The following is a 13,162-nucleotide window of genomic DNA, read 5'->3' as shown; positions in this document are numbered from 1 at the left end:
ACCCGATCTTCTTGGATTTTAAATAAACTATGAGTTATTAATTCTTTAAAATCGGTATAAATATATGAAATTAAAACATTTCAAGGAAAAGTTATATCTAAAAAACTTCTCCAAGACCTTACGTACTATGAAATTAGTTATAATATTAATGCTATTAGGAGTAAGCTCAGCCTTCTCCAATACATATTCACAAACCACACTTCTCACATTCGATGTTAGAAAAGAATCTATAAAAGAAGTAATAAATGTTATTGAAAAGAAGTCCGAATACGTTTTTTTCTTCTCCAATGATCTCAAAAAAGACATACAGAAAAAAGTCAACGTACATGCTGATGCTAAAACGTTGGACAAGATTCTTGATGATATATTTGCAGGAACAGGTCTATCGTATAAAATCAAAGATCGCCAAGTGATGGTTTTCAGAGATGACAAAAAATCCCTCAACACAACAGAATCGGCTGTAATACAGCAGAAGAAAACAGTAAAAGGAAAAATCATTGATAATCTCGGTGACGAATTACCTGGAGCTACAGTAACTGTGGAAGGTAGTACTCGCGGAGTATCGACCGACACTGACGGAACGTACAGTATAGATGTAGAGGACGAGGACAAGTTGGTATTCTCCTATTTGGGGATGGAATCTCAAACTATCCTAGTTGGTACTCAAACTGAAATAAATGTTACACTGAAAGAAAAATCTGATATGTTGAATGAAGTAACAGTAGTTGCTTTCGGTAAGCAAAAGAAGGAAAGTCTAATTTCTTCTATTCAAACAGTGAATACAAAAGATTTGAAAGTACCATCAAGTAACCTTACTACTGCTTTCGCCGGCCGGATAGCAGGACTTATTGCTTATCAGACTAGTGGAGAACCGGGACAAGACAATGCCGATTTCTTTATACGTGGTGTCACATCTTTCGGTGCAGGAAAAGTAGACCCACTTATCCTCATTGATAACGTTGAAGTCTCAAGCAATGACTTATCACGTCTACATCCCGACGATATTCAAAGTTTTGCCATCTTAAAAGATGCCACAGCTACAGCCCTATACGGTGCTCGTGGCGCAAACGGTGTAATCTTGGTAACAACTAAAGAAGGAAAAGAAGGAAAGGTAAAAATCTCTGTTCGTTTAGAAAATTCATTCTCTTCTGCCACTAAGAAAGTTGAAATGGCAGATCCTATTACATATATGAGATTGGCCAACGAAGCTGTATCCACTCGTAATCCTTTGGCTCCTATACCTTATTCAAACAGCCAGATAGACAACACCATTCGTGGAGGGAACCCGTATGTATACCCTGCTGTGGACTGGATGGATATGTTGACTAAGAGTAGCACGATGAACCAAAGAGCAAACATAAATATCTCTGGCGGGGGTAGCGTTGCCAGATATTATATTGCAGGATCATTCTCTCAAGACAATGGAGTATTGAAGGTAGATAAAAGAAATAATTTTAATAATAATATTGATTTAAAGAAATACCTTATCCGGTCTAATATCAATATAAACTTAACTTCTTCAACTGAAGCCATTGTGCGTTTACACGGTACTTTCGACGACTATACGGGACCTGTCAACGGGGGTACAGACATGTATAAGAAGATACTCCAAGTAAGTCCGGTTCGCTTTCCCGCCTATTTTGCTCCTGACGATAAATATGCTAATGTATCACACATTCTTTTCGGAGGATATCAGGGTGATCAATATATGAATCCTTATGCAGAAATGGTTAAGGGATATAAACAAGAGAGCAAGTCGGTATTGATGGCTCAAATGGAATTGAAACAAGACTTAGACAAATGGGTAAAAGGTCTTAGCGCACGCCTATTAGGAAATACCACTCGCTCGGCCGGATTTGATGTGACTCGTGCTTATTCTCCTTATTATTACGAAATTGGCAGTTATGACAGATTCACTAATAAATATACCTTAACGGAATTGAATCCGGCTGGCGGAACTGAATTCATTGATTACAATCCGGGAGAAAAAACAGTTTCAAGTTCATTTTACGGAGAAGCTTCCGTAGCATATAACAGCGACTTTGAGGAACATAATATGAGTGGTATGCTTGTAGGTATAGTCCGTAATTCACTGACTGGCAATGCTAAAACTTTATCAGAGTCTTTACAGAAAAGAAATTTAGGTATTTCCGGACGTTTTACTTATGGATATGATAGTCGTTATCTAGCAGAGTTCAACTTTGGATATAATGGTTCTGAGAAATTCGACAAAGGACACCGCTGGGGCTTTTTCCCTTCGTTTGGTATTGGATGGTCTGTCTCCAATGAATCTTTTTGGTCAGACAAGTTGAAAGAAGTGGTTAATAAACTAAAACTACGTGCAACATATGGTTTGGTAGGGAATGATGAAATCGGTGACCAACGCTTCTTCTACCTTTCTCAAGTCAATATAGGAGGAGGAGACAACTATACTACTGGATACGAATTTAATGGAATATCCCATAATGGAGTGAAGATAAATAATTACCCTAACCCTAAAATTGGATGGGAAATCGCATATAAAACTAATTTAGGATTAGAAATAGGATTACTTAACGGTAAAATTGATATTATAGCCGATATCTTTAAAGAAAAGAGGACGAATATTCTTCAACCACGTGCAGATATTCCAAGCTCTATGGGACTATGGGCAACTCCAGATGTGAATGTAGGAGAAGCAAATGGTAAAGGTATGGATATATCTGTCGATTACAATCATTCGATAAATAATGATATGTGGTTTGTAGGAAGAGCAAACTTTACTTATGCACGTTCTACTTATCGCTATTACGAAGAACCTGACTTTAGCGAAACACCTTGGAAATCTAAAATAGGACAGTCTGCTAAGCAACAATGGGGATATGTTGCAGAACGCCTCTTCATTGACGAAGCAGATATTGCAAATTCTCCACGCCAAGATTTTGGCGAATACTTACCGGGAGATATTAAATATAAAGATATTAATAGCGATGGTGTTATCAACGAAATAGACATGGTGCCTATTGGGCATCCTAATACTCCTGAAATCAATTATGGATTCGGTCTTTCATTTGGATATAAAAATTTTGATATCTCTGCTTTTTTCCAAGGATCGGCTCGTTCTTCTTTCTGGATAGATTTTAAAGCAATGTCTCCATTTGCATCATCGACAGATGAAAAATTACAAAAGACATTAGAAACTGGTCTTGCACAATTTATAACTGAAGACTATTGGTCACTTGACTCTCAAAATCCTTATGCAGGATGGCCTCGATTAGCTAATACCGTAATAGCAAACAATAATCAAAAAAACACAATGTTTATGCAAGATGGTGCTTTCTTGCGTTTCAAAAGCGCAGAAATAGGTTACGCATTACCAAACCATCTTATACACAAGCTAGGATTGAGTTCGTGCCGTGTTTATGCAAATGGAACAAATCTTTTATTGTTCAGTAATTTTAAACTCTGGGATGTGGAGATGGGAGGAAACGGATTAGGTTATCCACTTCAACGTGTAATAAATTTAGGTCTTAATATTTCATTTTAAAATAAACTTTTATGAAAAAATATATATTTAATAAGCCTCTCAAATCCATCTCTGTGGCATTATGTCTGTTTTTATTATCTTGTGCAGACTACCTTGATGTAGTACCTGACAATATTCCTGCAGTAGAGCATGCTTTTAAAAATCGCCAACAAGCTGAAGCCTTTCTTTATGGATGTTTTTCATTCTTGCCCAACTTTGGCGAAGGCGGTTCTAACCCCGCAATGTTGTCAGGTGACGAAGTATGGTACATAGATCCAGTACAGGGAATGAGTGCCAGATATTGGCATGTTGCCCGAGGTACTCAAGGAGCAAATGCACCTATCGGTGATTACTGGGCGAGCAAGCAAACCTCATACGATTTAAAAGGAGGAAAAGCTATGTTCACTGCATTGAGCGATTGTAATATTTTCTTGGAAAACATTCACAAGCCCTTTGATCTAGAAGATTATGAACGTGACAAATGGATTGCGGAGGTGACTTTTTTGAAGGCTTATTATCATTTTTGGCTTTTTCGTATGTATGGACCAATTCCTTTGATAAAAGAAAATCTGTCTATAAACTCTCCTGCAAGTGAAGTTCAGCGCTATCGCGAGCCGGTGGACGAAGTGGTTGACTATATTGTAGAGTTACTGGATGAAGCTGTTAAAGGATTGCCATTGGAAATAGTAGATGTGATGAACGAGATGGGACGACCAACCAAATCTATTGCACTGGCTGTTAAAGCTCAATTATTGACTATTGCCGCCAGCCCACTATACAATGGTAATACCGATTTTTCAGATATGGTTGATAATCGTGGAATTCAATTATTTCCACAAACATATAGTGCTGAAAAATGGGAAAGAGCAGCAACAGCTTTAGAAGAGGCTATTAAAGTTGCCCATGAGGGCGGACATGAATTGTTCGATTTCAAAACAACCAGTTATGTGGCAAAACTGAACGAAAAAACGATATTGGCTATGCAAACCAGAGGCGCTGCTACCGAGCGCTGGAACAAAGAAATTATCTGGGGAGATTCAAATTCGAATACAGATAACTTGCAGCGGGCATGCCATCCGGTGTTCGCATTTGCACATAGCAGTGGTAGCGTCCGTAAATCTTATGCTCCGCCTCTACATATTGTAGAACAATTCTACACTAAAAACGGTGTTCCTATCGAAGAGGATAAAGAATGGGTGAATGTAGATCTAATGGGGCTAAGAAAAGCTGGTGCAGAAGATAAATATTATATAAAAGAAAACTTTGAAACTATCAATCTTCATTTCGATCGTGAAGCTCGTTTTTATGGTTCTATTATATTCGATGGTGGCACACTATATGGTAATAGTAGAGTGAATGAAGACAATGACCTCTGGGTTACAGAATTGAAATATGGAAAAGTAGGGGGAGGGAATTCGCCGACCAACAGATATTCAAGTACCGGCTACTTATGTAAAAAAATGATACATTATCTTTCTTCACAATCTCAAACCAGTGACAGTTTTACTCAATATCGTTATGCTTTCCCTATCATACGGCTAGCAGACCTTTATTTGATGTATACTGAGGTTTTGAACGAAATAGGAGGACCCGGAACTAAAGCATATGAATATATTGATATCGTTAGAAAACGTACCGGACTGAAAGGTGTAGTAGAATCTTGGGAAAAGTATTCTTCCAATCCGAATAAACCAAAAACTAAAGACGGATTCAGAGAAATTATTCAACGAGAAAGGATGAATGAATTGGCATTTGAAGGTGCACGCTTTTGGGATTTGAAACGTTGGAAACTAGCCAAGGAATATATGAACCGTCCTATCAGAGGATTAAATATATTGGGAGAAACATCTCAGGATTTTTATCAGGAAACAATGGTCTATCAATTAAAATATGAGGTTAAAGACTATTTATGGCCTATAAAGCAAAGTGTTTTAATGAATAACAAAAACTTATTACAAAACCACGGCTGGTAATTTTTCTGTTTTTTTATTGTAAACAAAAAATGAAATGAAAATGAAAATACGATCTATTTTAATAGCAATATTTGCCACACTGTTTTTGTGGAATTGTGACAATGTAAAAGATTGGAGTGATCCCACAGATAGTATTCCACCGGGAATTGTCACCAATATTAATGTAACGAATATTCATGGAGGTGCTATTATAACATATAGCCTGCCGTCGGATGATGATTTACTAGCAGTAAAAGCTGTCTATACATATAGTGAAAACGGAAATAAAAGAGAGATTTTTTCAAGTGCAAATAACAATATTATAAAACTGGAGGGATATCCTGATACAGGAGAATATACTGTATTTCTATATGTATTGGATAAAAGCAAAAACGAATCTTCTCCGGTTGAAGTTAAAATTAAGCCACTTCTTCCTCCGGTAGAACAGATTAAGCAGTCTTTGAATATAAATCCTACCTTCGGAGGAATATATACTTTATGGGAAAACTTGCAACAAGATGAAATCTCATTAACGATGTATACTAAAGATGATGATGGTGAATATCAGTTCTACGATGCTTATTATTCTAAAACTCTGGTAGGAAAAACAACTTTCAGAGGATTAACTGATAAGCCCCAGGAATTTCGTTTTCAGATTCGGGATAAGTGGGGAAATCTCTCCCAACCTCTCGATACGATCCTTACACCGTTATTCGAAGAAGAGATAGTGGGACGTAATCAGTCTGGATACATCTGGCAAAGATGGGGATATACCGATAAAACATGTCTGTATAGAGGAGACTTAGCTGGTAATAATACAACAGCGAAACGTGGATTTGAACAGGTACACGATGGTGATACTTGGAATAATAGTGAGTGGTGGCATTCGAATGATAATAAGTTAAATGACTTTGTAGATTGGCCCGAACCAAATGCTTATATTCTTCCTTATTACTTTACAATTGATATGACTAAGAAAGCTTCTTATAGCCGCCTTAGGTATTGGATGCGTAGTAGAAGTCCTATATTTTCCGCTAATACTTTCATTAGTTTAGAGGTTTGGGCTACAAATAGCCCTAAACCATTGGATCAGATTGGCGATGGTAGTAAAGAACAGAATCTGATGTATTGGACCGATTGGAAAGAATTAGGTGGAACTGGAGAATGGCGAAACGACTGGATGAAACTAGCAGACTATGATCTGGTATTACCTTCAGGAGGAACCGATCCTAACTTTTTGACAAATGAAGATCATGAGTTTATAAAAGTCGGATTTGAGGTTGAATTGGATCCTCAATATGCTAATACGCCATTCCGTTACATCCGTTTTGTAATACGGAAAAACAGAGAGGCTAATTATCATACTCAATTGAGCGAGTTAAAGTTTTGGGGATCATACCAAGATTAACTTTAATTAGGTATTATACCATAGGAAACAATAATTGTTTCCTATGGTCTTCTTTTTTATTATATTTTTAAGGTTAAATAAATCATAATATAAGAAAACCATTAAATGAAATCTAGCATATCATACTTATTTATTACAATTCTACTTTTTCTTTTCAGCAATAATGTATTAGGCAAAGGATCATTAAATGACAATGAATTTGCCTATGAAAATGGATTGATGAAACAGGTGTTGTCCTTTAAGAATAATACCATTTTGGTCAAATCAGTTTATGAAAAAGCGAGTCAGACTGAGCTGATTGCAGGCAACGATACACCTTTCTTTGAATTCCAGATTAACAATAAAACTGTAACCTCTTCAATGCCTGTATGGAAATTCATAAAATACAAAGAACGAAAAATGGTTAATGATGGTGTCGAATACACCTTCTATTTTGAGGGAAAGGGGACTTATAAAGGCTTGAAATTGGAATTATACCGTCAATATTTTGAAAATTCAACCCTTATCAGAGAAAAAATACAACTACAATCAAGCAAAGGACATATTTTTACTTTGAACAAAAAAAAAGGAAAATTATACTTCGTATATCCACAATACGCTTTAAATAGCGATACCAAGACCGATGTAGAGGAAATACAGATTGCAAACTTCCTTTCGTGGAATCATATGTTCCATCCGGCTATAAAAAAACATAATGTTAAGAGTAATGAAGCGCTATTATTAAAAGGCCCGTTCTCGGTTGTTCATACTCAAAATCATAAGATCATTTCTACATACGAACATGCATCACAAGATGGTGCTGCCGGATTCAGATTGTCAGAAATTACCTCCAAGAAGAAAGGAGATGTAGATGAAAGTCAAGGAGTGGAAGGTGATGATACCGAACTTCATGACGAAAATTTCTGGTTTATTGCCCACAAACATACCAGAAACAAAAATACTCATACAGTTGCCACAGAAATGCAGAGAGGCGGATATCTTGACAATGAAACTATTCCATATGATTCTTACTATGAAACAGTTTGGAATAGCTTGAGCTTTATTGATCATAAACAACCGACAGAACCCTTGATACATGACTATCTTTTTTCAAAAATAACTGAACACCTTAAATCAAGAGATTCACATTTCTACTACAATACATGGGCTATGCAAAGGGAATCTCAAAAGCGCGGGCGCGGGCACGATTTGAGAGGTGTTCTTACAGAGGAACGAATACTTCAAGAAATTGATGCGGCTGCCGAAATGAATATCGAGCTTTTTGTCCTTGATGACGGATGGGAAGAAGAGTTAGGTTTTTGGACTCCCCATTCAAAACGTTTACCCAATGGATTAGCCCCTCTCGTTGATCGCATAAATGAGCACAATATGATTGCAGGCATTTGGCTATCCCCTATGGCAATAGACAGTCTCACAGAAAGGTACAAGAAGCATCCGGAGTGGATAATCCGCCGGTCGAATGGAAAACCAATTGTAGCACAATGGAACAGGCCTGTATTCGATATTGTAGGCCCTTTTTCAGAACTGTTTCTTGAAGATTGTAAGGCGTTAATAGATAATGGCATTCGCTTTTTTAAATGGGATGCAATGAATACATTCAACAGTTCCTTGGCGGGATTAGATCATGGAGACGACAGATATAGCAAAAAGGAAAGATTAGATAGATATAATTACCTTTTTCCGTTTTATGTAACACGCATCATGAGAGAGCTACATGAATATAACAAAGATGTAGTTGTAGAAATTGACCTGACAGAACCTGAACGTTGCGTCATAGGCTTGATGCCACTACAAGAAGGTATATTCTTTTTTATAAATAACGGAGGTTCTGCCTATGGCGATTATTCGATATACAGGACTAAATGCATGCGTACGGTTATTAACGAATATGGACATCTTTTTCCAAAAGAATTATTTACTTATGCTGTTTATCCAAACAATGTTTCTCCATATTGGGCACAACAATATAATGTAAACTCCAGTCTGATTTCGGGCCATGGTTTTTGGGGCGATTTAACTCAACTATCGAAAAGAGATAGAGTGAATATAGGGAAAACACTTAATAAGACAAAACGTGTAAGACCTTATGTAAAAGGAAAACAACTAAATTATAACTCTAAAGTAGGAGCATCCCCGGAGATATATACACAAATGGACTCAACTGCTGCGTTCGGACAAGTAATAGGTTTCAGTGCCGTACCAGTAAATTATTCCTGTACCCTGCTTGTGAATACATCTCAATTGCTGGGAGTTTTAAATTCTCCTTATACAAGTGATGCGAAAAATGTGTATCTGGAGTTCAACTTCATACAGCCAGATGATACATCAAAAGCTTTTCTGATAGGAAATATGGGAGAAAATATATCTGTAATTTCATCAACAGGGCAGTTGGACGATATACAATTGGAGAATAACCGACTAATGATTAAGACTGTATCAACTTCAACTGTGTTTATAAAATATAAAGATAAGAAACTGATAAAAGTTACTGGAGGGAGTGTGCTATCTCAAAACACAGATGAAATCACTATACGCTCGGAAGCAGGCAAGGGTCTACTCATTGCATTTGAAAATATTTTATAATGCTTTTAACTGATTATAATATAAAATGAAAAAAACATTTATTCCTTTATTCTTGGCTACCGGAACAAGCTGTCTGGCATTTTGCAGACAGGCAGAAGAAAAACAACGTCCCAATATCCTGTTCTGTATCGCAGACGACGTATCCTATCCCCACATGCGAGCATATGGAACAGCCTGGCTCAATACGCCTGGTTTCGACTGGGTATCACAGGAAGGTTTGTTGTTTCATCGCATGTACACCTGTAATGCCAAATCAGCACCTTCTCGTGCCTGTATTATTACAGGACGCAATTCCTGGCAATTGGAAGAAGCTTGTAATCACTGGGCTGATTTCCCCGCTAAATTCAAATCTTATCCCGAGGTATTGGCTGAGAACGGCTATAAGGTAGGGGCAACGGGAAAAGGCTGGGGACCCGGGTTTACCAATGACTCGTTCGGAAATCCACGGAATATGGTTGGGAAAATGTGGAATCATATCAAGTTAACACCCCCGACAAAGGGAATATCCAATATTGATTATGCGGCTAATTTTAAAGAGTTTCTCAAGAATAAACCAAGAGATCAGCCTTTCTGTTTCTGGTATGGAGCCTTAGAGCCGCATAGAGGATACGAATTCGGATCTGCTTTAAAAGCCGGAAAAAATATCAATCAGGTCGATTCCGTTCCTTCTTTTTGGCCGGATAACGAGATTGTACGCACGGACATGCTGGATTATGCGTTAGAAATAGAGCATTTTGATAAACACCTAGTTGCTATCCTTCAGGCATTGGAAGAGAAGGGAGAACTGGAAAATACAATCGTCATCGTTACAGCCGACCATGGAATGCCGTTTCCCCGTGCTAAAGGACAAGAATACGAATATTCCAATCATATCCCTTTCGCCATGATGTGGAAAAAAGGAATAACGAAAGCCAGTCGGGAGATAAAGGATCTTTTAAGTTTTATAGATCTGGCACCGACATTTTTAGCTGTCGCCGGAATACCGGAAGAAAAATCAGGGATGCAACCGATAGAAGGAAAAAGTTTTCTCGATCTATTGACAAAAGAGAACAGTAAGCCCCAAAGGGATTATGTTTTGATCGGAAAAGAAAGACACGATGTAGGACGCCCAGATGACCAAGGATATCCGATTAGGGGCATTGTAAAGGATGACTTTCTTTATCTGGCAAATTTTGAAACCAGTCGCTGGCCGGCAGGAAATCCAGAAACAGGGTATATGAATGTCGATGGCAGTCCGACAAAAACAGAAGTATTAAAAGCACGGCGGAATTCCGAAACGGAGATCTACTGGCAACTTTCTTTCGGCAAACGGCAGGAAGAAGAACTCTATAATATTTCGGAAGACCGGGAATGTATGACGAATCTGGCAGAAGATGCCAATTATAATACATTAAAAAAACAAATGCGGAGCGAACTTATGCAAAAACTGGCAGAACAAGAGGATCCAAGAATGTTTGAACAGGGTTTTATATTTGACGCATATCCTTACATGGGTACTGCCCGAAATGCATGGAATCGCATGAAAGAAGGTAAAAAGGTTCCAACGGATTGGATAAATAAATCTGATTTTGAACCAAGAGCATCTGGATTGAACGCTGATTTTTTGAATTAATATATAAATAATACTATGAAATATCTATCTGGAATAGTTTTACTCTCCCTTAGTTCGGGGATCTTTGGTGCATGCAAACAACAACAAAAAGAAAGGATAAAACAGCCTAATATCCTTTTTGTGATCAATGACGATCAGACATATATACATACAAGTTTTGCCGGAAGTAGGTTTGTTCATACTCCCGGTTTTGATAGAGTGGCAGCCAACGGAGTTTATTTTACAAATTGTTATGCCGGATCACCAGGAAGTGCACCATCACGGAGTGCATTGGTAACGGGGCGACATCATTGGCAGAATAAACAAGCAGGACAACATGCTTCATCATGGATGAAAGAATTTGTCCCGGTTGTAGACCTCCTCAAAGCGAATGGTTATCACACCGGATTTACCGGAAAAGGAGTCGATCCTTTCCGTTATGCCAGAAATGAGAGAGATTCGCTATGGAGAAAAGAGAACGCGGCGGGACATGTCTACAACAAACATCGGTACACAAAATCCAGTTTGTCGGACCCAAGAACAGCCAAGGGTATTGGTCTTGTAGACTATTTTAGCAACTTCCGTGATTTCATGCAGCAACGCAAACCGGAACAACCATTCTATTTTTGGTACGGTTCCACCGAACCTCACCGTGCTTATGAAAAAGGGTCATGGAAACGTAACGGAAAAGAACTTGCCCAAGTTGAAGTTCCCGGTTTCTTTCCCGATACAGAAGAGATAAGAGGAGATATGCTTGATTATACCGTTGAGATAGAATGGGCAGATTCTCATCTTTATAAAGTATTGAATTACCTAGACTCTATAGGTGAACTTGACAACACTATCATTATAGTAACTGCCGATAATGGTATGCCTTTTCCGCGAGCAAAAGCAAATTGCTTTGAATATGGTGTACATGTTCCTCTGGCAATCAGTTACCCAAAAGAATTTCCGAGTAAACGTCAGATAGAAGATCCGGTAGGTTTTGTGGATATTGCACCTACTATTCTTGAACTTGCAGGAGTAAAGTCTGATGGAATGCTTCCTATTTCAGGGCGAAGTATCGTGAATATTCTACGGTCGCAAAAGGAAGGGATAGTAGATGAAACCAGAAAATATGTGTTTATGGGTCGGGAACGGCATTCCTCTTCCCGATGGGAAAACCTCGGATACCCTCAGCGCGCCATACGTAGCCGGGAATATCTCTTTATCTGGAATATGAAGCCCGAACGTTGGCCTGCTGGAGCACCTCAAGCAATCAATAATAAAACAGGCCAGGTTTATCCGATGTACGGCATCGATGAAAAAGGTATCCATCATCCTGAACAGGCATTTACTGATGTCGATGATGCACCTTCAAAGTCATTCCTGATCGAGAATTATAAAGATCCTGCCATCCGTCCCTATTTTGACTTGGCGTACAATAAACGTTCTGAATTCGAATTATACAATGTGAGCAACGATCCATTCTGTTTACACAACTTAGTCGGTAATGCTAATTATATATCAGTCGAAAAAGAGCTTAAAATAGCTTTGCTGAACGAATTGGAGCGCTCAGGAGATCCTCGTATTATTGGTCCCGATAAAGAGATATTCGAAACTTATATCCGTTACAGTCCGGTCCGGCTATTTCCAGAACCGGACTGGAAAAGATAAAGATTTATTATTGATGCGAATCAGTAGTTAATATTTATTGTTTTGTTTATTAGCCCCGACTTGAAAGTCGGAGTTAATAAAATTTTGAAAGTAAAAGAATTATAACATGTAAAATCCATTGTGATAATAAAGATTAGTTAGCCGTGGGAAGCTAACTAATATCTCGAAAGCTAATTGAATATAGCTAAAAATGAGGGCGTTTCTCAACGGCTTCATTTTGTTTTTCTAAGACAAGTTAAGGTAAAATTGAACGGGGAGAGCTTTTATACGGACGAGGAATTGTCGAAAAAACTGAAGATCAGCCGGAGCAGTTTGCAGGATTACCGCGACCAAGGGCGTATCCCGTATATCAAGCTGGCCGGTAAAATCCTTTACCGCGCTTCTGATATCGAAAAACTACTGGAAGATAATTAGGGTCTGCTGAAAAACTCAGCAGACCAATTCATATTTAATTCGGTTTGCGTCCG

General features: G+C 38.1%; 7 protein-coding genes. All 7 read left to right on the top strand.

Going from position 1 to position 13,162, the window contains the following annotated elements; translation table 11 throughout:
- Positions 1-64 precede the first annotated feature (64 nt).
- The 7 genes from ACFO6W_RS13255 to ACFO6W_RS13225 all read left to right on the top strand — a co-directional run bounded on the left by ACFO6W_RS13255 (position 65) and on the right by ACFO6W_RS13225 (position 13,109).
- Positions 65-3,526, top strand: a complete 3,462-nt coding sequence (locus tag ACFO6W_RS13255; protein WP_379997189.1) for a TonB-dependent receptor — start codon at positions 65-67, stop codon at positions 3,524-3,526.
- An 11-nt stretch (positions 3,527-3,537) separates the two neighbouring features.
- Complete coding sequence (locus ACFO6W_RS13250; protein WP_379997187.1) at positions 3,538-5,478, top strand: RagB/SusD family nutrient uptake outer membrane protein; 1,941 nt, start codon at positions 3,538-3,540, stop codon at positions 5,476-5,478.
- Between the two features lie 40 nt (positions 5,479-5,518).
- Entirely contained in the window at positions 5,519-6,865 is a 1,347-nt protein-coding gene (locus ACFO6W_RS13245; RefSeq protein ID WP_379997185.1) for a DUF5126 domain-containing protein, read from the top strand.
- 105 nt (positions 6,866-6,970) lie between these two features.
- Complete coding sequence (locus ACFO6W_RS13240) at positions 6,971-9,448, top strand: alpha-galactosidase (RefSeq protein ID WP_379997183.1); 2,478 nt, start codon at positions 6,971-6,973, stop codon at positions 9,446-9,448.
- A 25-nt stretch (positions 9,449-9,473) separates the two neighbouring features.
- On the top strand, positions 9,474-11,060 hold the full coding sequence (locus ACFO6W_RS13235; protein WP_379997181.1) for a sulfatase family protein: 1,587 nt from the start codon (positions 9,474-9,476) through the stop codon (positions 11,058-11,060).
- A 15-nt stretch (positions 11,061-11,075) separates the two neighbouring features.
- On the top strand, positions 11,076-12,695 hold the full coding sequence (locus tag ACFO6W_RS13230) for a sulfatase family protein (RefSeq protein ID WP_379997179.1): 1,620 nt from the start codon (positions 11,076-11,078) through the stop codon (positions 12,693-12,695).
- 180 nt (positions 12,696-12,875) lie between these two features.
- Positions 12,876-13,109: a helix-turn-helix domain-containing protein gene (locus ACFO6W_RS13225; protein WP_379997303.1), complete on the top strand. Its 234-nt coding sequence runs from the start codon at positions 12,876-12,878 to the stop codon at positions 13,107-13,109.
- Positions 13,110-13,162: the final 53 nt, after the last annotated feature.

The organism is Dysgonomonas termitidis (assembly GCF_042654545.1).
GTDB lineage: Bacteria > Bacteroidota > Bacteroidia > Bacteroidales > Dysgonomonadaceae > Dysgonomonas > Dysgonomonas termitidis.
Note: the sequence above shows the minus strand (reverse complement) of the source record. Positions and strands in the feature narration are given on the sequence as shown.

What these genes read in the sequence shown, in the direction of transcription:
- ACFO6W_RS13255 (WP_379997189.1), top strand. Translation starts at nt 65, where the DNA reads ATGAAATTAAAACATTTCAAGGAAAAGTTATATCTAAAAAACTTCTCC.
- ACFO6W_RS13240 (WP_379997183.1), top strand. Translation starts at nt 6,971, where the DNA reads ATGAAATCTAGCATATCATACTTATTTATTACAATTCTACTTTTTCTT.
- ACFO6W_RS13250 (WP_379997187.1), top strand. Translation starts at nt 3,538, where the DNA reads ATGAAAAAATATATATTTAATAAGCCTCTCAAATCCATCTCTGTGGCA.
- ACFO6W_RS13245 (WP_379997185.1), top strand. Translation starts at nt 5,519, where the DNA reads ATGAAAATACGATCTATTTTAATAGCAATATTTGCCACACTGTTTTTG.
- ACFO6W_RS13230 (WP_379997179.1), top strand. Translation starts at nt 11,076, where the DNA reads ATGAAATATCTATCTGGAATAGTTTTACTCTCCCTTAGTTCGGGGATC.
- ACFO6W_RS13235 (WP_379997181.1), top strand. Translation starts at nt 9,474, where the DNA reads ATGAAAAAAACATTTATTCCTTTATTCTTGGCTACCGGAACAAGCTGT.